The organism is Pseudoxanthomonas sp. CCNWLW251, assembly GCF_037402255.1.
GTDB lineage: Bacteria > Pseudomonadota > Gammaproteobacteria > Xanthomonadales > Xanthomonadaceae > Pseudoxanthomonas_A.
Genome location: NZ_JBBEGA010000004.1, coordinates 243418 through 265799 on the forward strand (window position 1 = coordinate 243418; position 22382 = coordinate 265799).

The window sequence follows — 22382 nt, forward strand, 5'->3', positions numbered from 1 at the left end:
CCCGCTTTTTTTGGGCATGCTGTGCCCATCGCTACCGAGGACACCGATGAAACGACCCATCGCCCATCGCGCCCTGGCCGGACTGGCCTTCACCCTGTTGGCTCTCACTGGCTGCACGCCGAAGACGAGCGACGATGGCGGCGTGGCGGCGTCCACGCCGATCACGCCGTCGCTTATTCCGGCGCCTGCCGCACTGCAAACGGGCGAAGGCGCCTTTGCCATCACTGCGGACACGCGCCTGGCCGCCAGCGGCGAGGCCGCAACGCGCGTGGCGAAGCAGTTCGCGGCCTACCTGCAGTCCGCGGGGGGGCCTGCACTGGCCACCACGCAGGACGAGGGCAAGGGCGTGATCCGCTTCGTGCTGGAGTCGGCCGGTGCGGACAAGCAGAACCCGGAAGCCTACTCGCTCGACGTCACGCCCGATGGCGTCACCGTGAAGGCGCGCGATGAGCGCGGCCTGTTCTACGGTGCGGTGACGCTGTGGCAGCTCGCCACCCAGGGCGACAAGGGCGGGGTCACCCTGCCGGCGCTGCATATCGAGGACGCGCCCCGCTTCGGCTGGCGCGGCTTCATGCTGGACCCGGCGCGCCACTTCCAGAGCGTGGACGAGGTCAAGAAGGTCATCGACGCGATGGCCCTGCACAAGCTCAACACGCTGCATTGGCACCTGACCGACGACCAGGGCTGGCGCATCGAGATCAAGCAGTACCCGAAGCTCACCGGGATCGGTGGTTGCCGCATCCCCGCCGGTGATGGCGGCAAGGACCCGAAGACGGGCGAGCCGCGTCCCTACTGCGGCTTCTACACGCAGGACCAAATCCGCGACGTGGTGAAGTACGCCGCCGAGCGCCACATCACCGTGGTGCCGGAGATCAACGTGCCGGGCCATGCCACAGCCGCCATTGCCGCGTATCCCGAGCTGGGTTCGATCGACACGCCGCTGGTGCCGTCGAACGAATGGGGCGTGTTCCCGAACCTGGTCAACGTCGAAGAAGGCACCATCACCTTCCTCGAGAACGTGCTGGGCGAAGTGGTCACGCTGTTCCCCGGCACCTACGTGCACATCGGCGGCGACGAAGCGGTGAAGGACCAGTGGGAAGCCTCCGCGCGCGAGCAGGCGCGCATGCGCGAGGTGGGCGCGAAGACCGAGATGGACCTGCAGGGTTACCTGGTCGGACGCCTTGAGAAGTATCTCGCCACGCACGGCAAGCGCCTGATCGGCTGGGACGAGATTCTGGAAGCCAAGCTTCCCGCCGAGGCGACGGTGATGTCGTGGCGCGGCATCGAAGGCGGCCTGCAGGCCGCCCGCGAAGGCCACGACGTGGTGATGTCGCCTTCCAACAAGACGTACCTCGACTACCTGCAGACCGCCTCGCCGAACGAGCCGCCTGGTCGTCCCGCGCTGATCACGCTGCAGGATGTCTACGGCTTCGATCCGGTCCCGGCGGAACTGGAAGAGAGCCAGCGCCACCATATCCTCGGCATCCAGGCCAACCTGTGGACCGAACACACGCGCACCTTCGCCCGCCTGCAGCACAACGCGTTCCCGCGCCTGGCCGCCGTGGCTGAAACCGGCTGGACGCCGGCGGCGAAGAAGGACTTCGCCAACTTCACCGCCCGCCTGCCGGCGCAGCTGAAGCGCTACGACGCCATCGGCCTGGGCTACGCGAAGACGCCGTTCGAAGCCATGATCGCGACCGAGGACGATCGCAAGGCCGGCACGGCGAAGATCACGTTGTCGAACCCGCTGGGCTATGCCGTGCGCTACACCACGGACGGCAGCGAACCGAAGGCGACGTCACCAGCCTTCACGACGCCGTTGGACGTGAAGCTCCCCGCCACCGTGCGCGCCGCGGCATTCGCCGACGGCCGTGCGCTGGCACCTGCGTCCACGTTCGAACTGACGCCCGCCTCGCTGCTGTCGCGCACCGACGAAGCGATGGCCGTGTGTCCGGACGCCGGACGCCTGCTGCTGCGACTGGAAGACGATGGCCCGGCCGATGGCGAGCGCGCGATCTTCAACGCCACGATCTTCTATCCCTGCTGGCAGTGGAACCAGGCCGATCTCGACGGCATCGCGTCGATCAAGGTGCGGGCCGGACGTATCCCGTACTACTTCCAGCTGGCCCACGACGAACCGCACCGCACGTTCGAGCCGGCGAAGTCGCCGCTGGGCGAACTTGAGATCCTGGGCGGCGGCTGCAAGGGCCGCACGCTGGCGACGGTGGCGTTGCCGGCCGCGCCCAACGCCGATGGTTTCCTCGATCTCGAGGCGCCACTTCCGGCCGGTACGACCGGCAGGCAGGACCTGTGCGTGCGCTTCACCGGCGACACGCGTCCACAGATGTGGGTGCTGGACCGGATCACGCTGCAGCCCCAGTAACCATCAGGATCCTGTAGGAGGGGCTTCAGCCCCGATGCTCTTCGGTCGATATCCCATCGATTTGACGAAAAGCATCGGGGCTGAAGCCCCTCCTACCATCATCCGCGCAGGCGCAGCAGCAGGTCGCGCAGCGGGGTGGTCATCGTCGCCAGTCCGGCCAGCACGCCCAGCGTGTTCGCCACTGCATCACGCGGATCGGCCATGCGGGTACTGGTCAGCATTCCCTGCGCGAACTCCAGGCCGATGCCCAGCGCGACCAGCAGCAGTGCCACAAGCAGGCAGGCACGGCGCTTGGCGAACAGCTGCACGGCCGCCGCGGAAAGCAGTGCGTACGCCAGGAAGTGCTCGACCTTGTCGCCACCTGCCGGCACCGGCGGCAATCCACTCAGATTCACCAGCGACAACACGACCACGGCCGTGACCGCCATCAGCCACAGCGGCAGCCACAGCCGCGGACGACGGAACGGCTTGAGCGCGAATGTCCCGCTCACAGGCGCCAGCTCAGGTCGTTGAACAGGAACGCCACGCCGAACTCCACGTCGCGCGAAAAACCCATCACCTGGAATCGTTCCCCCATCTCGCTGGGCAAGGTCAGCCGCTTGGCCTCGTTGCGCAGGCGCAACAACGTGGTTTCGTCCGCGCGCGCTTCGGCTTCGGCCAACCGTTCCTGCAGGCCGTTGCCCAGCAGGAAGTTGGCCTGCGTGGTGTAACCCGCCATGTCGAAGCCCGCCTGCGTGCCGGCTTCCGCCAGCGCGGTGAAATCCACCGACGCGGTGATGTCCTGCAGACCCGGCCACAGGTAGGGATTGTTGTGCACCCGATGGCGGTAATACGCACGCAGCGTGCCGTCGTCCCGGTCAGGCTGGTAGAACTCGCGCCGCGTGTAGCCGTAATCGGCGAAGAGCATGGCACCGCGATCCAGGCCTCCCATCACCGCCTGTATCCAGTACGGCAGTTGCGGCAGCAGTTCCGAGCGGTAGCCGTCCGGGAACGGCTGCTCGAGATAGCGCTCGACATGGCGCACGGCGGCGGCGAGCAACGCGTCGGCCGGCCGGTCGGTGCGGACGAAGCGACCTTCGCCGTCCAGCGCCACGCCCTCCTCGAACACTTCGCCATCGCGCAGCGTGAAGCGCGGCGTCGGCAGGGCGTCGATCACTTCGTTGGCGAACAGGACGCCATTCCAGGCGTCGGACGGCGGGCCATCGAGCCATTCGACCAGGTCGAAGACCGGCGGAATCAGGCGCGCTTCCAAGCGCTCGCGCTGGCGCTGGCGCAGGTCGGCACTGGGTTCGAGGATCGCGTACCGTGCAGGCAGGGCATCCAGCGCCAGCAAGCGTTTCAGCATGATCTCCGCGAAAGCGCCGCTGCCGCCGCCGATCTCCACGAATTCGGCCTCCGGCCCCAGCTGCTGCAACACTGGTGCTACCGCCTGCGCCACGCAGCTGGCGAACAGTGGTCCCAACTCCGGCGACGTCGTGAAGTCACCCGCCTCGCCGAACTTGGTGCTGCCCGCGCTGTAGTAGCCCAGCCCGGGCGCGTAGAGGCTGCGCTCCATGAACCGCGAAAACGGCATGCTGCCGCCCCCGGCGGCGATCTCGGCGCGGATCAGTGCGGCCAGGCGTTCGCTGTGCGCCTGTGCCACATCGTCGGGTAGGGGTAGATCAGCCTGCATGGCGCACCTGAAACGGGAAACCACGTCATTGTACGGGCCGATTCACATTGGCACGGCAGCCCTAGCCAACCCCCGGGGCCACGCATAGAATCGTGGTGCACAGCAGCAACGGACACGCCATGACCTATTGCGTCGGCATCGAAGTCAACGAAGGCTTGGTCTTCGCCGCGGATACCCGCACCAGCGCTTCGTTCGACGATGTGCGCGTGTACCGCAAGCTGCACGTGTTCGAGTGGCCGGGCGAGCGCGTGTTCGTCATCATGTCGGCCGGCAACCTGGCCACCACCCAGCTCACCCTGTCCAAGCTGCAGCGCGACGTGGATGATCCGCATGCGCCGCGCAGCCTGCGCACGTTCTCGCACCTGTACGAAGTGGCCGAGTACGTGGGCGAGACGCTGGTGACCAGCCAGGCGCGGGTGATCGACGATGCCCAGCAGAGTGGTGTCAACGTGCAGTCCACGCTGATCCTCGGTGGCCAGATCGCCGGCGAGCGGCCCGGCCTGTACATGGTCTACCCATTGGGCAACTGCATCGCCACGTCACCGGAAACGCCGTACCTGCAGATCGGCGAATCCAAGTACGGCAAACCCATCCTCGACCGCATCATCCGGCCCGAGACCTCGCTGGAAGATGCGGCGCGCTGCGCACTGGTTTCGCTGGATTCCACGATCCGCTCCAACCTGTCGGTCGGCATGCCGGTGGACATGGCGCTGCTGCGTACGGGCGACCTGAAGATCAGCCAGAAGGTGCGGCTGGAAGCCGACACGCCGCTGTACGCCGAGATCCACGACACGTGGTCGCGCAAGCTGGAGGCCGCAGTGCACAGCCTGCCGCGGTTTCCCTGGGAGCCGCAGCAGGAACGCGAAGCACCCGCCGGCCCGCTGCCAACGATGCCGCCGCGGCGCTCACCCTCGCGGCAGGATCCCGGCGACGCGCAAGGGCAGCAATAGACCTCAGGCCTCTGTAGGAGCGACGCAAGTCACGACCGCACGCCCAATCGTCCCGGCACCGCGACCAAGCGAAAGCGCCGGACGACAGGCTGCTGCGCATGATCCAAACGTGGGCGAAAGCATCGGCCGTGCGGTCGTGACTTGCGTCGCTCCTACAGAAAGCCGCGTCCTCACCCGTGGAAATAGCCCTCGGCGATGGCCGAATGCAGCGAACTCAGGTGGACCTGGATCTGGTCCATGAAGGGCGCGGGATTGCGTGCCGCGAGTGACACCGGATCGGCATTGCGGGTCATGCCGATCAGGCGGTTGAGATGACGGTCCACGCCGGGGCGTGGGGGCATCGTAGGCAACACGCTCTGCGCGCGCGTCAGGCAGAACTGCACGCTGCGCGGGAACTCGTTGTTCTGCAACAGGAAGCGCAGCGCCAGCTCGGCGGTGACGCGCTGGCGCACGTGGCGACGGAACATCTGGTAGCCGGCCAGCGAGCGCAGCACGCTCATCCACTGCATGTTCTGGAAGGCCTCGCGATCATCCTCGTTGCGCGGCGTCACCAGGCCCGAGGCGCCGGCATCGATGATGCGGGTGGTCATGTCGGCCTGTTCCAGTGCCGTGCCCAGGCGCAGGAACTGGTAGCCGATGTCGCGGCTTACGTTGGCGCTGAGCAGGCCCGATACCTTCAGGCAGCCATCGATGATGCGATTGAGGAACTCGATGCGGTAACGCCGGCTCAGGCTGCGCTCGCCGTGCGCGCCGATGTACAGGTGCAGGTCGTTGATGGCTTCCCACACGTCCTGCGGCAGGCTGTCGCGGATGCTGCGCAGGATCTCGCGCGCCGAATCCACCGACGTGCGCAGCGACGACGGATTGCGCTCGTCCAGCAGCAGGAAATGGATCACGTCCACGTCGGCGGCACCATGGCCGGCACCGGGATGGCATTCCTCGAAGTACGGCCCGGCGCCGACGGTGTCGATCATCGGCCGCCACGCGAAACGGACGGAGCGCGGCATGTCCAGTTGCAGCTGACTGCCCACGCCTACCAGGCGCGCGGTGTTCTCCGCCCGCCGCACATAGCGGCTGAACCAGAACAGGTTGTCGGCGACGCGCGACAGCATCAGGCAGCCTCCTCGTCATGGTCGGACAGATCGACCACCCAGGTGTCCTTCGCGCCGCCGCCCTGCGATGAATTGACCACCAGCGAGCCCTTCACCATCGCCACGCGGGTCAGGCCACCCGTGGTGACGTAGGTGTCCTCGCGCGACAGGACGAAGGGCCGCAGGTCGATGTGGCGGGGTGATGGTCCCTGCTTGGTCACGATGGGCGCGGTGGACAGCGCCAGCGTGGGCTGCGCCATGTAGTTGCGCGGATTCGCCTCGATCAGCGCCTTGAACTTCTCGCGCTGGCGCTTGGTCGAGCGCGGGCCGATCAGCATGCCGTAACCGCCGGATTCGTTCGCCGGCTTCACCACCAGCTTCTCGATGTTCTCCAGCACGTACTTGCGTTCCTTCGCGTTGTGGCAAAGGTAGCTGGGCACATTGGGGAGGATGGGGTCCTCGTCGAGGTAGTACTTGATCATCTTCGGCACGTAGGCGAAGACCACCTTGTCGTCGGCCACGCCCGCGCCGGGCGCGTTCGCCAGCGCCACCTTGCCCGCGCGCCAGCTGCGGATCAGTCCCGGCACGCCGAGCACGGACTCGGGATGGAATACGTCCGGATCGATGAACAGGTCATCGACGCGGCGATAGATCACGTCCACGCGTTGCGGACCGTACACGGTCCGCATGTAGGTGCAGTCGTCGTCGGCGACGAACAGATCGCTGCCTTCGACCAGCTCGATGCCCATGGCCTGCGCCAGGTACGCGTGCTCGAAGTACGCACTGTTGAACACGCCCGGTGTCAGCAGCGCGATGACGGGTGTGTTGCCGGGGCGTGGCGACAGCGCGGCCAGGGTGTCGTAAAGCTGGCTGGGATACTCGTCCACCGGCAGGATCGAACTGGTCTCGAACAGCTCCGGGAATACCCGCTTGGCCACCATGCGGTTTTCCAGCATGTAACTGACGCCCGAGGGGATGCGCAGGTTGTCCTCCAGCGCATACAGCGTGCCATCACCGTCGCGCACCAGGTCCGAACCGCAGATGTGCGCCCACACGCCCAGCGGCGGGGTGACGCCGACGCACTGCTCGCGGAAGTTCACCGAGTCCTTCAGCAGCATCGCCGGGAACACCTTGTCCTTGACGATCTGCTGCTTGCCGTAGATGTCGCCGATGAAGAGGTTCAGCGCGCGCATGCGCTGCTTCAGGCCGGCCTCGGTGCGTTGCCACTCGCTGAGCGGGATGATGCGCGGGATCAGGTCGAAAGGCAGCGTGCGGTCGACGTTGCGGCCATCCGAGTACACGGTGAAGGTGATGCCCTGCACGCGTGCCACCACGTCGGCGGCGAGTTGGCGTTCGGCCAGCTCGCGGCCGGACAGGCCCGCCAGGTACTCCACCAGCCGGCGTGCGGCCGGACGCGGCCGTCCATCGGCCTGGATGAGTTCGTCAAAGGTCGTGGTGCGGTACTTCGCCCAGTCCATTCGCCCTTTCCGTTGTCCCTGGCCGGCGCATCCGGCGAAGGGTGATGCGTCGCAACATGCACGCTAACCGTGCACGTCGTCAAGCTTCCGCAGCAGGGTGGATTCGACTCACATCCGCAGGCGTCGCGTTGCGCCATTCCGGTGCAAAGCAGGGAGAATGTCCGTCCCCGCACCGGAGTCCGCCATGCCCACCTCGCGCCGCGTCGTCCTGGTCACCGGTGCCGCCCGCCGCGTGGGAGCGGCGATCGCGCGCCGGTTGCACGCCGATGGCTGGCATCTGGCCCTGCACTATCGCGCTTCGGCCAGCGACATGCAGGCCCTGACCGCTGAACTGGAAACCGCACGCGCCGGCAGCACGCTTAAGCTGCAGGCCGAGCTGACCGCCTTCGATCGCCTGCCCGAACTGGTGGCGAGGACAGTGGGCCATTACGGTCGCCTGGACGCGCTGGTCAACAACGCGTCGGCGTTCTATCCCACGCCGGCCGGCAGCGCCACGCCGGCGCAGTGGGAAGAGCTGTTCGCGGTCAATGCACGCGCGCCGTTCTTCCTGTCGCAGGCGGCGGCGCCGCACCTGCGCGCCGCACGCGGGGCGATCGTCAACATCGCCGACATCTATGCCGACAAGCCGCGTGCCGACCTGGCGGTGTACGCCGCATCCAAGGCGGCACTGCTGGCGGTGTCGCGCGGACTGGCTGTATCGCTGGCGCCGGAGGTGCGGGTGAACGCGGTTTCGCCGGGCGCCATCCTGTGGCCCGACGGCGGGATCGACCCCGGGATGCAATCCAACCTGCTGGCGCAGACGCCGCTGGGTCGCGTCGGGGATCCGGACGACATTGCCGGCACCGTGGCGTGGCTGCTGGGTGACTCAGCCAGCTACATCACCGGGCAGGTGGTCCGCGTGGACGGCGGGCGCGCGCTGGGCTAGGCGCGCACTGTCCTCCTGCCAAGCCTTGCGCAGTTCTGCACAGCGCGCACGGAACTCCATCGAGTACACGAATCCCTGGATAAGCGCGTACACATCATCGTGCTGCACCAGGCCGCGCATGGTGCGCTCGGAGCTGTCCAGCACCGCATCCGGAAGGTGGCCGAACTTCGCTCCACTCCACGCTGCCTCCAAGGGATTGAGCACCATATAGGCCAGCCAGCGCCGACGGGAGGCATCCGGGTCCGCGCCCTGCTGGTCCGCATGGATCAACTGATCGAGCAGGCGCATGTTGTCGGGGTCCTGCAGGGCGGCCATGTCGATGTTGATCCAGGCGTCCTTGATGCCGCGGTCATGCTCCATCCTCGCCGACCGCTTGCTCGCCCGGTGTACGGCGAGTGCGATGAAGGCCGTGACCACGATGTTCACGCCGGCCAGAACCACGTTGAGCCAGTCCGCAGTGATCATGCGAACTCCATGCGGGAAGGACTGGGAGGACTGCCGTGGTCCGGATGCGCGCGCCACAGCGAGGCCAGCGTTCGGCCACTGCGCGGGTCGACCATGTCGGGCGCGATCTCGGCCAGTGGCAGCAGCACGAAGGCGTGCTTCAGCTCCTCGCGCGGCAGGCGCAGGTTGCCCGGCCCCTGCAGGACCAGATCGTCATAGAAGACGATATCGATGTCGAGCGTGCGGTCCGAGAAGCGCGGTCCGCTGCGGTCCCGGCCATGGGCGTCCTCCAGCGCATGCAACCAGTCGTTCAGCGCAAGCGGGTCGAGGTCGCTTTCCATCACGGCGGCGGCGTTGAGGAAATCCGTGCCGTCGAAACCGACGGAGCGCGTGCGGTAGACCGACGAGAAGCGGACCTCGCCGAAGCGTTCGCATAGCGCGGCGGCGGCGGCACGCAGGTGGCGTTCGGGCTCGATGTTGCTGCCCAGGCTCAGGTAAGCGGTTCCCATGACGTCAGGCCGGGCGTGTGCCGCGTTCGATCTGCACGCCGACGTTGCGCGCACCGGTGACCGCACCGGGCTTGCTCAGCTTCAACCGTACCCAGGCCACACCGAATTCATCGCGGATGATCGCCGCGCACTGTTCCGCGAGGGTCTCGACCAGACCGAAGCTCGCTTCCTCCACGAAGGAGATCAGCCGCTTCGACACCGCCTTGTAGTCCAGCGTGAGTGCGATGTCATCGCGCGCGGCGGGCACGCGGTTGTCGAATGCCATCTCCACGTCCAGCGCCACGGTCTGGCGGATCTCCCGCTCCCAGTCGTAGATGCCGATGACGGTCTCGATGCGCAGGTCTTCGATGAAAACGGTGTCCATGGATGAAAGCCGTGATGGGTGATGGGTGATCGGTGGGACACAGGCTACGTGGAGTCCCGGCTTTTACCAATCACGAATCACAAACTCCGAATCACGGGCGGCAGCGCCGCCATGTCCCAGCGCGGCACCACCTTCACTTCCGGCGTTTCGTGCTGGCCCGCCTGCAGGCGCAGCGCGCCAGCGAATGCGATCATCGCGCCGTTGTCGGTGCACAGCGACGGGCGCGGGAAGCATGCACGGCCACCGCGCTTCGCCGCGATCTCCTGCAGCTTGGCGCGCAGGCGCTTGTTGGCGCCCACGCCACCGGCGATGACGATGACATCGCTGCCGGCTGCGTCCAGTGCGCGTTCGCACTTGATCGCCAGCGTATCGACCACCGCATCCTCGAAGCCGCGCGCGATGTCGGCGCGGGTCTGTTCCGACTGGTCGCTGTCGCGCCAGGCCAGCAGTACCTGCGTCTTCAGGCCGGAGAAGCTGAAATCCAGGCCCGGCCGGTCGGTCATCGGCCGGGCGAACCTGAACCTGCCAACGGTTCCCTGCTCGGCCAGCGCCGCCAGCTGCGGCCCGCCGGGGTAAGGCAGACCCATCATCTTGGCCGTCTTGTCGAAGGCTTCGCCGGCCGCATCGTCCAGCGTTTCACCCAGCAGACGGTAGCGGCCGATGGCGTCCACCGCTACCAGCTGGGTATGGCCACCGGAGACCAGCAGGGCCACGAACGGCGGTTCCGGGGGGTCGTCCTCCATCAGGGGCGCCAGCAGGTGGCCTTCCATGTGGTGGACGCCGACGGCAGGAACGTCCAGCGCCCATGCCAGGGAGCGGGCCACCCCGGCCCCGACCAGCAGCGCACCGACCAGTCCGGGCCCGGCGGTGTAGGCCACTCCATCCAGATCGGCGGTGGTCATGCCCGCCTCGGCAAGGGTCTGCCGGATCAAGGGCAGCAGCTTCCGCACATGGTCGCGACTGGCCAGTTCCGGAACCACGCCGCCGTATTCGGCATGCAGGGCGATCTGGCTGTAGACCGTATGGGCGCGCAGGCCCGCCGTGCCGGGCAGGCCGGTTTCGTACACGGCCACGCCGGTTTCGTCGCAGCTGGTTTCGATGCCGAGGACTTTCATGACCGGGATCTGGGGCTCAGGGAGGGAGAGGGCAAGCCGGGCCGTTAGCGGGGTGGGTTGCAGCGCCGGAGGCAGCCGCTATAATACGCGGCTCACCCGGTATGCCCGGGCCGTTTACTTCACCGAGATTACGTATGCCCAGCGTCAAAGTCCGCGAAAACGAGCCGTTTGAGTTTGCGCTGCGTCGCTTCAAGCGCACCTGCGAAAAGGCCGGCGTCCTGGCCGAAACCCGCAAGCGCGAGTTCTACGAGAAGCCGACCCAGGAGCGCAAGCGCAAGGCCGCTGCTGCGGTGAAGCGTCAGCTGCGTCGCAGCTCGCGCGACGTCACCAAGCGCCAGCGCCTGTACTGAGCCGCGTCGCTTCGCAAGAAGCCGGCACGCGCGAGCGTCGCCGGCTTTTTGTGTTTTTGGCTTCCGGCCGCCCCGCGCCTTCCCCGCCCCCATTCCCCCGGAGTACGCCATGTCCCTGAAACAGCAGCTCACCGATGACATGAAGGCCGCCATGAAGGCCGGCGAGAAAGACCGCCTGGCTGTCATCCGCCTGATCAACGCCGCCATCAAGCAGCGAGAAGTGGACGAGCGCATCGAACTGGACGACGCCGCCGTGCTGGCCGTGCTGGAGAAGATGGTCAAGCAGCGCAAGGATTCGGTGAGCCAGTTCGAAGCCGCCAGCCGCGAGGACCTGGCCGCCATCGAGCGTGCCGAGATCGTGGTGATCGAAGCCTACCTGCCGGCCAAGCTGGGCGAAGCCGAGATCCTGTCCGCCATCGAGGCCGCCATCGCCGAGACGGGCGCCACCGGTCCGGCCGACATGGGCAAGCTGATGGGCGTGCTGAAGCCACGCCTCGCTGGCCAGGCCGACATGGGCCAGGTCTCCGCGCTGATCAAGAAGAAGCTCGCGGGCTGAGCCCGCCGCGGGGCGCCAGGCATCCTGGCGCCCTGCCCCATCCGTGGCATCCTCGCGCCATGGATACCCCTGCCATCACCCTGCGCCCGGCCACCCGCGCCGACATCCCGCAGATCCTCGCCTTCATCCGCGGGCTGGCCGAGTACGAAAAACTCGCCCACGAGGCCGTCGCCACGCCCGCCCTGCTCGAAACCCACCTGTTCGGCGAACGTCCCGCCGCTGAAGTCGTGATCGCCGAGGCCGATGGCACGCCCGCCGGTTTCGCGCTGTTCTTCCACTCGTTTTCCACGTTCCTCGGCCAGCCCGGGCTGTACCTCGAGGACCTGTTCGTGTTGCCGCGCTACCGTGGATTCGGTCTCGGCAGGCGGCTGATGGTGCATCTCGCACAGCTGACCGTCGCACGTGGCTGCGGCCGCTTCGAATGGTCGGTACTGGACTGGAACGAACCCGCGATCCGCCTCTACCGCAGTCTGGGCGCGGTCGGTCTGGACGAATGGACGGTGCAACGCGTCAGTGGCGCCGCCTTGCACGCCCTCGCCGGCGCGGACGCATGAACACCACCGCCACGCAACCCTAACGCACCGCTGACACGGCGTACGCCACCCTCGGCGCATGCCCCGTCGAAACGACCTCGCCACCTTGCGCACGCTGGCACGCGATGCCGGCGAACGCGCCAACCGCAGCCTGCCCGTCGCGCTGGGCCGGCGCTTCATCGAGACCGACCTGATGACGCAGGCAGCGTCACTGTCGTTCTATGCGCTGCTGTCGCTTGCACCGCTGCTGGTCCTGTTGCTCTGGCTGATGGCCTCGCTCTACCCGCCGGCGCAACAGTCGCTGCTCGACCAGATTCACCAGCTGGCGGGCCCCAGCGCCGCCACGGTCGCCGAGACGGTGATCCGCAACGCCAGCGACCGGCCGGATGTGGGCTCGCTGGCGGGATGGTGGAGCACGGCGCTGCTGTTCGTCGGCGCCACCGTCGTGTTCGCGCAGTTGCAGGGCGCGCTGAACCTGATATTCCGCACCGATGCGCAGCGCCTCAACGGCCTGCCCGCATGGCTGATGAAACGGGTGTTCTCGCTCGGTGTCGTGCTGGCCATCGGCTTCCTGCTGATCGTGTCCATGATCGCCACCACCGCGCTGCAGGTGGTGTTCGCCCGGCTGCCTTCGCTGCTGCCCATGCTCGGCTACGCCACCACGCTGCTGCTGTACACCCTCGCATTCGCGTTCTTCTACCACTACCTGCCGGACCGGCGCGTCGCATGGCGGCAGGCGTTCCTGGGCGGTGCCATCACCGCGGTGCTGTTCGCGACCGGCCGCTACCTGATCGGCCTGTACCTCGCCCAGGCCGCGCCCGGCAGCGCGTACGGTTCGATGGGGGCGCTGGTCCTGCTGCTGGTGTGGATCTACTACGCCAGCGTGGTGTTCTTCATCGGCGCGCTGCTCACGGCGGTCATCGATGAGCGGAGAGTGGGGAGGGACCAGTGAGGAAGGCAGGCGCTCGCTCCCCTCCACTCATTCCTTCCATCCGGCGCGCCTGCTGGTCATCCCGATACCGGGATTGAACGTGTTGGTCGGATCCAGTCGCCGGTAGAAATCGGCCAGCGGCGGCTTGGCGCGATAGAGGTGGCCGACGTTGTGTTCGGCCGGATACTCGGCGCCGCGGGCATCCAGCAGGTCCCACAGGCGGTGCTCGACGGCCAGCGGATCCACGCCCTTCCTCACGATGTAGTCCTGGTGGAATACGTGGCAGAAGAAGTGCCCGTAGTACAGCCGCGCCACCATCGTGTCCGCGACGTCCACAGGCAATGCCTCCACCCAGTCGCGATCATCGCGACGGAGAGCGACATCCAGCGCGACGATGTCCTCCACCTGTGCACGATGCACGGCGCGGTAGCGCACCGCCGCACCCGCCACGGCGAAGCGCAGCAGGAAGGCCTTGCGTCCCTCGTCGGCATCGCAGGCGAAGAAACCGCCCGCGCGTGCGGCGAAGAAGTGTTCGAGGAACGTACGCGTGGCCTCCGCATCGCGCGTTGACACCTTGAGCAGCAGGTGATGCTCGAAACGGTCGCGGCAGGCACGCAGGCGCGGCGGCAGATGGTCCGGGAGCAGCGACGTCGCCGCCTGCAGCAGCCGGTCGGTCAGGCCTCCCAGGCCGATGCGTTCGCACCAGCCATCCAGGCGGCTCTTCAGCGCGAAGGCCCCGGGCACCTTGTCGGTGCCGAAGCGTTCGATCAGCAGGAAGGTGTCCTTGCCATAGCGGTCGCCGATGTCGAACGCATCGCGATGAAGGTACTCGCCCGAGATAGGCAGGCGTTCGAAGGCCGTCAGCATGTGCCGGCGCACTGCGGTGAGATCGTCCGGGTCGTTGCTGCCGATGTAGAAGACCGACGCGGCCTCTTTCTCGAAGGTGTCCAGGCGCACGGCGAACACGGCCAATCGTCCTGCACAGCCGGACGCTTCATGCAGGCGCGAAGGATCGGCGTTGTAGCGGGCCGGGGTGGGCGCATCCACCTGCCGCACGTGCGCGGCATAATGCGGATCGGATGCCGCGCGCGCCGGGTCGCGGATGATGTCGCCCTGGCCGTAATCGCCCGCCTGCAGCCGCGACAGGATGTCTTCGGGCGTGTCGCCCAGCGCGATGCCGAGATGGTTGACCAGCTGCAGCCTGCCTTCAACATCCATCTGCGCGAACAGGGCCAGTTCGGTGTAGGCCGGCCCGCGCCGCACCAGCGCGCCGCCTGAGTTGTTGCAAACGCCCCCCAGCACCGACGCCCCAATGCATGAAGAGCCGATCACCGAATGCGGCTCGCGATCCAGCGGGGCAAGCACCTTCTCCAGTACATCCAGCGTCGCGCCCGGCAGGCAGACCACCTGCCGCCCTTCGTCGATCAGCTGCACGCCGGTCAGGCGCAGGGTGCTGACCAGGACGATGCCGCGATCGTAGTCGTCGCCATCCGGCGTGGAGCCGCCGGTCAGGCCCGTGTTGGCCGCCTGCATCAGCACGATGCGGCCCGCGTCCACCACCGCCTGCAGCACCCGCCACAGTTCCAGCAGCGTGCCGGGGCGCACCGCCGCGAGCACCGACCCCTCGCCGAAGCGGTAACCGCGCCGGAAACGTCGCGTGGCGCGGGCGCCGGTCAGCACATGGGAAGTCCCGACCGCACTGCGCAACCGGGTCAGCAGGGCGTCATCGGAAGAGGGGGCGGAGGACATGTACCGCATGGTAACGCGCCCCGACGGTGTGCCGGCCCGGCATGGCATCCTATGTGGCCCATGGCCCGCATCCCCGACGCCTTCATCGACGAACTGCTCGCCCGGACGGATATCGTCGAGGTGGTCGGCGCGCGCGTGCCATTGAAGCGGCAGGGCAAGGAATACTCTGCGTGCTGCCCGTTCCACGATGAACGTTCGCCGTCGTTCACGGTCTCGCCGACCAAGCAGTTCTACCACTGCTTCGGCTGCGGCGCGCACGGCACCGCGCTGTCGTTCCTGATCAACTACGACCGCCTCGAGTTCCTGGATGCCGTGGAGGAACTGGCGCGCCGCAGTGGCATGGAAGTGCCACGCGAAACGCAGCAACGGAACGAGAACAACGATACCCGCGATCTGTTCAACGCCCTCGAAGCCGCCGCACGCTTCTTCCAGCGCAATCTCGACACCAGCGAGAAGGCGAAGACCTATCTCGATGGCCGCGGCGTGGATGCGGCGATCCGCACGCAGTTCATGATCGGCTACGCGCCGGATGGCTACTCCGCGCTGAAGGATGCACTGGGCACCGACGAGCGCCGGATGAAGCTGCTCGACCGCGCCGGTCTGTTCTCGAAGAACGATCGCGGCCACGTCTACGACAAGTTCCGCGACCGGGTGATGTTCCCCATCCACGATCGTCGCGGACGCGTGATCGCCTTCGGCGGCCGCGTGCTGCAGAAGGACGACGGGCCGAAGTACCTCAACTCGCCGGAGACCGCGCTGTTCCACAAGGGCCGCGAGCTGTACGGCCTGTGGCAGGTGAAGCAGGCGAACCAGAAGATCGCGCGGCTGGTGGTGGTCGAGGGCTACATGGACGTGGTGTCGCTGTTCCAGTTCGGCGTGAAGGAAGCGGTCGCCACGCTGGGCACCGCGACCACGCCCGAGCATGCCGAGTTGCTGTTCCGCAATGCGCCGGACGTGTACTTCTGTTTCGACGGCGATGCGGCCGGCCAGCGTGCCGCATGGCGAGCGCTGGAATCGGTGCTGCCGCGCATGAAGGACGGACGGCAGGCGTTCTTCCTGTTCCTGCCCGATGGCGAGGATCCCGACACCATCGTGCGGCAGGAGGGCGCGGCTGGCTTCGACGCACGCCTGCAACAGGCGATGCCGCTGTCGGAATTCTTCTTCGAAGAGATGGGCAAGGACATCAAACTGTCCACGCTCGACGGCAAGGCGCGCCTCGCGGAACGCGCGCGGCCGTTGCTGGCGCAGATCCCCGACGGCGCGTTCGGCGACCTGATGCGGCAGCGCCTCACCGAGATCACCGGCGTGGGCGCCGGCAACACGGCACCGACCGCGCCGCTGCCTGCACGCCGTCCTGCGCCGTCACAGGCCGGCCAGAAACCTAGCCTCGTGCGCAGCATGATCGTGCGGCTCCTGCACAAGCCGGCGCTGGCGTTGTCGATCGAATCCACGCATGGCTTCTCGGCGTTGCGGCTGGCAGGCATGGACCTGCTGCTGGAGGTGATCGCGCTGGTGCACGCGCGGCCCGATATCACCACCGGGGCGCTGCTGGAGCACTTCGCCGAGCGCGAGGAGGTCGTCGCGCTGCAGAAACTGGCGATGCAGGAACTGCCCGGCGACGAAGACAACTGGCGTCTCGAAGTCCTCGATGCCGCCGTGCAACTGGAGAAGCAGATGCTGCAGCAGCGTCTGGACGAACTCCAGGCCAAGCAGCGCAGCATGGGTCTGGACGAAGCCGACAAGTACGAACTGCGAACCCTGCTGCAGGCCCGCATCGGCCGCCACTGAGGAGTCCGTGATGACACGTTTCGCGTTTTGCCTGTTCGCCACGCTGCTGTGCGGCACCTCGTTCTCCACACTGGCGGCGGAATTCACCCAGCCGCGTCCCGGCCTGCATACCGGCGGCCAGCCCGCGCTGGATGATCTTGCCCGCTTGCGTGCGCAGGGCGTCCGCACGGTGATCGACCTGCGCGGATCGCAGGAAGAACGGGGCTACGACGAGGCCGCTGAAGCGCGCCGCCTGGGCATGGAATACGTTGCGATGCCCATCGCCGGCAAGGACGACCTCACGCCGGAAAACGCCAAGGCATTGCACGCCCTGCTGAAACAAAGGGAAGGTGAGGTGCTGCTGCATTGCGCCTCGGGCAATCGCGTCGGCGCCCTGCTCGCCCTCGGCGCTGCCCAGGTTGACGGTGCATCGACGGAAGAAGCCCTCGCGCTGGGTCGCGCGGCAGGGTTGAAGTCGCTGGAGCCGGCGGTGGTGGAGCGGCTGGTACCGCCGAAGCAGACAGGGAATACGACTGCCGACTGACCCCCTCTCCGTGGGAGCGACGTAAGTCGCTATCGCTTTTCGATGAGGTCTCAGATGCCTTGAGTGCCCAGTCTTCGGCATCACGACTTGCGTCGCTCCCACACAGGAAGATCGATCGCCCCGAGCTATCCCGCCGGCACGAACTCGATACCGGCAGCCGAGGCGGCCGGCTGCAGCAGCGGCATCACCCAGTGGTCCACCAGCAGGAACGCGAACAGCGCCATCAGGTAGACGATCGAGTAGTTGAACACGCGCATGGCGAAGAACTCGTCCGGTGGATCGAGCAGGCGCCACGCGTACCAGAGGAACACCGCGCCCAGCACCAGCGCGCCGCCCAGGTAGAAGAAACCGCTCATGCCGAATACCACCGGCAGCACGGTCACTTCGACCAGCAGCACCGTGTAGAACAGGATCTGCCAGCGCGTATAGGTCACGCCGTGCGTCACCGGCAGCATCGGCACCAGCGCGCGCGCGTAGTCCTCGCGACGGAAGATCGCCAGTGCCCAGAAATGCGGCGGCGTCCACACGAAGATGATCAGCACCAGCAGCAGCGCGTGCGGCCAGTCCCACTCGCCCTGCATGCCGGTCATCGTGGCCCAGCCGAGCAGTGGCGGTGCTGCGCCGGCGATGCCGCCGATGACGATGTTCTGCGGCGTGGCGCGCTTGAGGAACACGGTGTAGATCACCGCGTAGCCGATCAGCGAAGCGAAGGTCAGGATCGCGGTGATCGTGTTGACCCACAGCACCAGGATGGCCATCGACAGCGCGGCAAGCGCGAGCGCGAACACCAGCGCCTGCCACGGCTTCACCTGGCCCTGCACCAGCGGGCGCCATGAGGTGCGCGCCATCTTCGCGTCGATGCGCGCATCCAGCAGCTGGTTGATGGCGGCCGCGCTGGAAGCCGCCAGCCAGATGCCGAGGAAACCCAACCCGCCGCGCAACACCTGCGCGCCGTCGGGCAGGCCATCGATGGCGAGGAACATGCCGACGATGGCCGTGAACACGATCAGCGCCACCACGCGCGGCTTGGTCAACGCCCAGTACTGGCGGAACGTCGAGGCCATGTCAGTCGGGCCTGCGCAGGCGCGCGGTCAGCGATACGAGGGTGAACAGCAGCAGCACCGCGCCACCGTTGTGCGCCACCGCGACCGGCAGCGGCAGGTTGAGCTTCACGTTGAGGATGCCCAGCGTGACCTGCGCGGAGATCAGCACCAGCAGCGTCAACGCCCAGCTGCGCATGCCCGGCGTGCGGAACAGGCGCCACGCGAGCGCCAGCACATAGAACGCCACCACGACCGCCATGATGCGGTGGGTCATCTGGATCGCGATGCGCGAAGCGCCATCCAGCACGCCGCCTTCATAGTCCACGCCGATGCCGCGCCACAGTACGAAGCCCTCGCCGAAATCCGCCGGCGGCCACCACTGGCCGACGCACTTCGGGAAATCCAGTCCGCAGGCCAGCGCCGCGTAGTTCGCGCTGACCCAGCCACCGAGCGCGATCTGGATGCCGAGCAGCACCAGGCCACCGATCAGCCAGCGACGCAGCACGGTCGCATCGGCCAGCGTGATCGGCCGGTCGGTCGCCCGCCACGCCATCCACACCAGCAACGAGAAGGTGGTCAGCCCGCCGATCAGATGGCCCATCACCACGATGGGCTTGAGCAGCCAGGTCACCGTCCACATACCCAGCAGCGCCTGGAAGATGATCACCGCCAGCGTCAGCGCGCCCGCGCGTGCCAGGTCGATGTTGGACCAGCGCAGCGCGGCGAACAGCAGGATCGCTTCGCCGAGGATCGCGAGCGCTGAAGCCGCGCCGTGTTCGCCGTGCATGTACAGCGGGATGGCCGCGCCGACCAGGCCGGCGGCGACCAGGATCTGCGCGATGCCCCAGCGCCGGCGGCGTGCAGCAAGCAGTGCGAGCACCAGCACCAGCACGCCCAGCGAGGCGGCGATGTGGCGGTGCACCTGCTCGCGCCATGCCTTGTGCGTCTCGAACGGCCGGATGTCGCTGGCCGCGTGCGAGGCCGCTTCGTTCACCGCGCCCGGCCATGCGGCCCGGCCATAGCAGGTGGGCCAGTCGGGGCAGCTCAGGCCGGCATCGGAGAGGCGCACGAAGGCGCCGAACACCACGACGCACAGCGTCAGGGCGACCGCCAGCCAGGCGATTCTATGGAAATGTCGGTAGATCACGGGACGTGCGACAGCGTTCATCATCGTCTGCAGTTCGGGCGAGCGCTCAGATGAGCTTGATCAGTTTCGAGACATCCGTGCGCAGGCCGGCCGGATCGAAGCCCGGGGCATAGCGCAGGATCACGAAACCGTGCGGGTCGATCACGTACACAGGCGTGCCGGCCGGGTCGTCCACCTGCGGCAGCAGGCCACGCAACGGGTCATCCGAGCGCACCAGGCGCAGCGCGCTGTGCTTCGGCGCCCCATCCGGGTAGTCGCCGACCCACAGGATGTCGACTTCGTCGGCGTTGTGGCCGAACAGCTGCCACACCTTGTCCAGGTCCTGCGCCAGTTTCAGGCAAGCCTCCGCACACCCTGGTGCCGGCGCGGCGACGATGCGCCAGCGGCGTTCGGCGGGCTTCCAGTCGTAGGCGCTGCCGTCCGCGAGCATCGGCGCGATGCTTCGCGCGTCCGCAGGCGGCTGCAACATCAAACCGTGGTTCTTGTGCGTCGCCGGCTGCCAGCCGGAGAAGCGCAGGATGCCCGCACCGAACACGGTGCCGAAGAACAGGGCGAACAGGGCGACGAGCATCCACCGCCCGCGACGCCGCTGGGCGGGATCGAATGGTTTTGGGTCCATGGACGTCATTTTCTCACGCCCGGGCGATCATTGCCCCTCTGGCAACGCGGGGCGACACCGTCCAGCAGGCAAAGCCCCTTGAAGACCGTTCGGGGCGGACCTGTCGAACCACGCTCTTTGCGATTCCCTGCAGGACCTGTCCACCCGGCACTTACAAGCCCTTTCGCGCGCCTCGCCGACTGCGCCAGGTCAGCAGCAGCGCGGTGACCAGCACCGCACCGGCCAACCCGAACCACTGCACCGCGTAGCCGATGTGGCGCTCCGGCGGCAGCGTATTGGGCAGGACGTCGAGGTCGCGGGCATAGCCCAGCGGCAGGTCCGGGTCCAGCTTCAGCAAGCGGGGCGCCAATGCCGGCAGCTGCAGTGCCTGCGCCAGCTCCTCACGCTGCAGCGCGATCACCAGCAGACTGCCGTCGGCTTGCACGGCGGGCGGCGCCTGCGCGATGCCTTCCGACGGCGGCGGCACCAGCAGTCCCGACAGGCGTCGCCGACCGGCCACCGGTGCCACGGCCGGCATCGCGCGGTTTCCCGGCACGGGCAACCAGCCCAGCTCCACCAGCAGGGGGGCGGCGTTGACGGGTTGGAAGACGCGATACGCGCGCACGCCGGGCCGCCGGTCGCGCGTCTGGTTGTCCAGCAGGATCGCCGGCCCTGACAGGAACTCGCCTTCGCCACCGGCCCAGTCGTAGGACTGCGTGCGGCCCGCATCTTCCGCCAGTGCCAGCGGCTGCGGGCGACGCTCCGCGAGTACGCGCGCGGTCTCCGCCAGCATGGCCTCCTTCTGCTCGGCCCGGCCCCACTGCCAGGCGCCCAGGCTGCAGAACAGCGACATGGCCAGCACGGCCAGCGTCCAACCGACCGGCAGCGGCATGTGCCGGCTCACGCACTGCGTCCGAATGTCGCACCCACCTTCGGCTCACGCCGGGGGAGCGATAATGCGCGCCTCACCGCCCGGGCCCCGTCGAGGACGCCATGAACGATTCGCTGAAAACCCTGCTGATCATCGCCTTCCTCATCCTCATCGTCTGGAACCTGGGTGCGGGCCTGTACTACATGCTGGTGGACAAGGGCGAAAGCAAGCGCACCGTCAATGCGCTGACCCGTCGCATAGCGCTGTCCGTGGGCCTGATCCTGCTGGTCGTCCTGGCCATCTACATGGGATGGATCACCCCGCATGGGGTCAATCCCGGCTGACGCCGTGAGGCGCGGAACGCGATTCCTGGTTCGCAGAAGCAAAAAAGCGACGGGCTTCCGTCGCTTTTTGCTGGATACGGCGTTCGCTGTCGCGAATCACGAATCCCGGATCACCTGTCCCGTCCCTTACAGCACGTAGACGAACAGGAACAGGCCCAGCCACACCACGTCCACGAAGTGCCAGTACCACGCCACGGCCTCGAAGCCGAAGTGGTTGTCCTTGGTGAAGTGGCCCTTGGCGCAGCGGAACCAGATGATCGCCAGCATGATGGTGCCCAGTGTCACGTGCAGGCCGTGGAAGCCGGTCAGCATGAAGAACGTGGAGCCGTAGATGCCCGAGCCCAGCGTCAGGTTCAGTTCCTTGTAGGCGTGGATGTACTCCTCGGCCTGGAAGAACAGGAACACGCAACCCAGCAGCACCGTGGCGCCCAGCCAGATCAGCAGCTGGCTGCGGTTGCCCGCCTTCAGCGCATGGTGCGCGATGGTGATGGTGACGCCCGAGGTCAGCAGGATCAGCGTGTTGAGCAGCGGCAGGCCCCACGCGGGGATGGTCTGGAACTGGCCACCCACCTGGCCCGGACCCGCGCTCGGCCACGCGGCCGAGAAGCCTTCCCACAGCAGGCTGTTGGTCATCACGCCGTCGCCTTCGCCACCCAGCCACGGCAACGCCAGCGTGCGGGCATAGAACAGCGCGCCGAAGAACGCGGCGAAGAACATCACTTCGGAGAAGATGAACCACACCATGCCCATGCGGAACGACACGTCCACCTGGCGGTTGTAGTGGCCGCTGACCGATTCGCGGATCACGTCGCCGAACCACATGAACAGCGTGGCGCACAGCATCACCACGCCCGTATAGAAGACCCACATGCCCCAGGCCGCGTCATTGAGCCAGCTGGCCACGCCCACCATGGTGACGAACATGGCGATGGAGCCCACGAACGGCCACTTGGAGCTGTGCGGCACGAAGTAGATGTTGGCGTCTGGCGATTGGGCTTGTGCCATGGCGTTGTTTCCG

The 22382-nt window shown here is 67.2% G+C and carries 23 protein-coding genes and 1 pseudogene; 10 read left to right on the forward strand and 14 right to left on the reverse strand.

The features are described 5' to 3' along the window. Positions 1-46 precede the first annotated feature (46 nt). The gene (locus WBN46_RS15980; protein ID WP_337732426.1) at positions 47-2383 is read left to right on the forward strand and encodes a family 20 glycosylhydrolase; all 2337 of its coding nucleotides are present in this window, start codon (positions 47-49) and stop codon (positions 2381-2383) included. A 98-nt stretch (positions 2384-2481) separates the two neighbouring features. Here WBN46_RS15980 and WBN46_RS15985 read toward each other — a convergent pair whose 3' ends face one another. Together WBN46_RS15985 and WBN46_RS15990 are read right to left on the reverse strand one after the other, a co-directional pair. After that, positions 2482-2811 (reverse strand): VanZ family protein, encoded by a 330-nt coding sequence (locus tag WBN46_RS15985; RefSeq protein ID WP_337732540.1) that lies wholly within the window; start codon positions 2809-2811, stop codon positions 2482-2484. A gap of 59 nt (positions 2812-2870) precedes the next feature. Next, positions 2871-4055 (reverse strand): class I SAM-dependent methyltransferase, encoded by a 1185-nt coding sequence (locus WBN46_RS15990; protein ID WP_337732427.1) that lies wholly within the window; start codon positions 4053-4055, stop codon positions 2871-2873. A gap of 119 nt (positions 4056-4174) precedes the next feature. On the opposite strand from WBN46_RS15990, the gene WBN46_RS15995 reads away from it, so the two are divergent. Further along, positions 4175-5005 carry a 20S proteasome subunit A/B gene (locus WBN46_RS15995; RefSeq protein ID WP_337732428.1) on the forward strand — a complete coding sequence of 277 codons (831 nt, stop codon included), beginning with the start codon at positions 4175-4177 and terminating at the stop codon, positions 5003-5005. Positions 5006-5175: 170 nt separating this feature from the next. Here the strand turns inward: WBN46_RS15995 and WBN46_RS16000 are convergent, their stop codons facing one another. Together WBN46_RS16000 and WBN46_RS16005 are read right to left on the reverse strand one after the other, a co-directional pair. Then, the gene (locus WBN46_RS16000) at positions 5176-6117 is read right to left on the reverse strand and encodes an alpha-E domain-containing protein (protein ID WP_337732429.1); all 942 of its coding nucleotides are present in this window, start codon (positions 6115-6117) and stop codon (positions 5176-5178) included. After that, entirely contained in the window at positions 6117-7574 is a 1458-nt protein-coding gene (locus tag WBN46_RS16005) for a circularly permuted type 2 ATP-grasp protein (protein ID WP_337732430.1), read from the reverse strand. The genes WBN46_RS16000 and WBN46_RS16005 overlap by 1 nt, the downstream gene beginning before the upstream one ends. 184 nt (positions 7575-7758) lie before the next feature. On the opposite strand from WBN46_RS16005, the gene WBN46_RS16010 reads away from it, so the two are divergent. Continuing rightward, positions 7759-8499, forward strand: a complete 741-nt coding sequence (locus WBN46_RS16010) for a pteridine reductase (RefSeq protein WP_337732431.1) — start codon at positions 7759-7761, stop codon at positions 8497-8499. Here WBN46_RS16010 and WBN46_RS16015 read toward each other — a convergent pair. The 4 genes from WBN46_RS16015 to tsaD form a co-directional block, all read right to left on the reverse strand. Continuing rightward, a complete protein-coding gene (locus tag WBN46_RS16015; protein WP_337732432.1) occupies positions 8440-8964 on the reverse strand; it encodes a hypothetical protein in 525 nt (174 codons plus the stop codon). The genes WBN46_RS16010 and WBN46_RS16015 overlap by 60 nt on opposite strands. After that, positions 8961-9452, reverse strand: coding sequence for a 2-amino-4-hydroxy-6-hydroxymethyldihydropteridine diphosphokinase (gene folK, locus WBN46_RS16020; RefSeq protein ID WP_337732434.1), 492 nt, complete (start codon positions 9450-9452; stop codon positions 8961-8963). The genes WBN46_RS16015 and folK overlap by 4 nt, the downstream gene beginning before the upstream one ends. 4 nt (positions 9453-9456) lie before the next feature. Then, on the reverse strand, positions 9457-9816 hold the full coding sequence (gene folB, locus WBN46_RS16025; protein ID WP_192199763.1) for a dihydroneopterin aldolase: 360 nt from the start codon (positions 9814-9816) through the stop codon (positions 9457-9459). Positions 9817-9893: 77 nt separating this feature from the next. Continuing rightward, positions 9894-10931: a tRNA (adenosine(37)-N6)-threonylcarbamoyltransferase complex transferase subunit TsaD gene (gene tsaD / locus WBN46_RS16030; RefSeq protein ID WP_337732436.1), complete on the reverse strand. Its 1038-nt coding sequence runs from the start codon at positions 10929-10931 to the stop codon at positions 9894-9896. Between the two features lie 134 nt (positions 10932-11065). Between tsaD and rpsU the strand changes: the two genes are divergently transcribed. The 4 genes and pseudogenes from rpsU to WBN46_RS16050 all read left to right on the forward strand — a co-directional run. After that, complete coding sequence (gene rpsU / locus WBN46_RS16035) at positions 11066-11281, forward strand: 30S ribosomal protein S21 (protein ID WP_002808376.1); 216 nt, start codon at positions 11066-11068, stop codon at positions 11279-11281. 109 nt (positions 11282-11390) lie between these two features. After that, positions 11391-11837: a GatB/YqeY domain-containing protein gene (locus WBN46_RS16040; RefSeq protein ID WP_337732437.1), complete on the forward strand. Its 447-nt coding sequence runs from the start codon at positions 11391-11393 to the stop codon at positions 11835-11837. Positions 11838-11896: 59 nt separating this feature from the next. Beyond that, entirely contained in the window at positions 11897-12391 is a 495-nt protein-coding gene (locus WBN46_RS16045; protein ID WP_337732438.1) for a GNAT family N-acetyltransferase, read from the forward strand. Positions 12392-12476: 85 nt separating this feature from the next. Continuing rightward, positions 12477-13301 (forward strand): annotated as a pseudogene (locus WBN46_RS16050) (YihY/virulence factor BrkB family protein); the annotation flags it as partial. Positions 13302-13349: 48 nt separating this feature from the next. Here WBN46_RS16050 and dld read toward each other — a convergent pair. Beyond that, positions 13350-15050, reverse strand: a complete 1701-nt coding sequence (gene dld, locus WBN46_RS16055; RefSeq protein WP_337732439.1) for a D-lactate dehydrogenase — start codon at positions 15048-15050, stop codon at positions 13350-13352. 60 nt (positions 15051-15110) lie between these two features. On the opposite strand from dld, the gene dnaG reads away from it, so the two are divergent. Further along, positions 15111-16838, forward strand: coding sequence for a DNA primase (dnaG, locus tag WBN46_RS16060; protein ID WP_192199757.1), 1728 nt, complete (start codon positions 15111-15113; stop codon positions 16836-16838). A gap of 10 nt (positions 16839-16848) precedes the next feature. Next, the gene (locus WBN46_RS16065) at positions 16849-17361 is read left to right on the forward strand and encodes a protein tyrosine phosphatase family protein (RefSeq protein WP_337732440.1); all 513 of its coding nucleotides are present in this window, start codon (positions 16849-16851) and stop codon (positions 17359-17361) included. Positions 17362-17486: 125 nt separating this feature from the next. Here WBN46_RS16065 and cyoE read toward each other — a convergent pair whose 3' ends face one another. The 4 genes from cyoE to WBN46_RS16085 all read right to left on the reverse strand — a co-directional run bounded on the left by cyoE (position 17487) and on the right by WBN46_RS16085 (position 21041). Continuing rightward, a complete protein-coding gene (gene cyoE / locus WBN46_RS16070) occupies positions 17487-18425 on the reverse strand; it encodes a heme o synthase (RefSeq protein WP_337732441.1) in 939 nt (312 codons plus the stop codon). A 1-nt stretch (position 18426) separates the two neighbouring features. Next, positions 18427-19572 (reverse strand): COX15/CtaA family protein, encoded by a 1146-nt coding sequence (locus tag WBN46_RS16075; protein WP_337732442.1) that lies wholly within the window; start codon positions 19570-19572, stop codon positions 18427-18429. Between the two features lie 25 nt (positions 19573-19597). Beyond that, the gene (locus WBN46_RS16080; RefSeq protein ID WP_337732443.1) at positions 19598-20170 is read right to left on the reverse strand and encodes a hypothetical protein; all 573 of its coding nucleotides are present in this window, start codon (positions 20168-20170) and stop codon (positions 19598-19600) included. 151 nt (positions 20171-20321) lie between these two features. Continuing rightward, positions 20322-21041, reverse strand: a complete 720-nt coding sequence (locus tag WBN46_RS16085; protein WP_337732444.1) for an SURF1 family protein — start codon at positions 21039-21041, stop codon at positions 20322-20324. A 101-nt stretch (positions 21042-21142) separates the two neighbouring features. Here WBN46_RS16085 and WBN46_RS16090 point away from each other — a divergent pair, with 101 nt between their 5' ends. Then, a complete protein-coding gene (locus tag WBN46_RS16090; RefSeq protein WP_192199751.1) occupies positions 21143-21364 on the forward strand; it encodes a twin transmembrane helix small protein in 222 nt (73 codons plus the stop codon). A 126-nt stretch (positions 21365-21490) separates the two neighbouring features. Here the strand turns inward: WBN46_RS16090 and WBN46_RS16095 are convergent, their stop codons facing one another. Further along, positions 21491-22369 carry a cytochrome c oxidase subunit 3 gene (locus WBN46_RS16095; protein ID WP_192199750.1) on the reverse strand — a complete coding sequence of 293 codons (879 nt, stop codon included), beginning with the start codon at positions 22367-22369 and terminating at the stop codon, positions 21491-21493. Positions 22370-22382 lie beyond the last annotated feature (13 nt).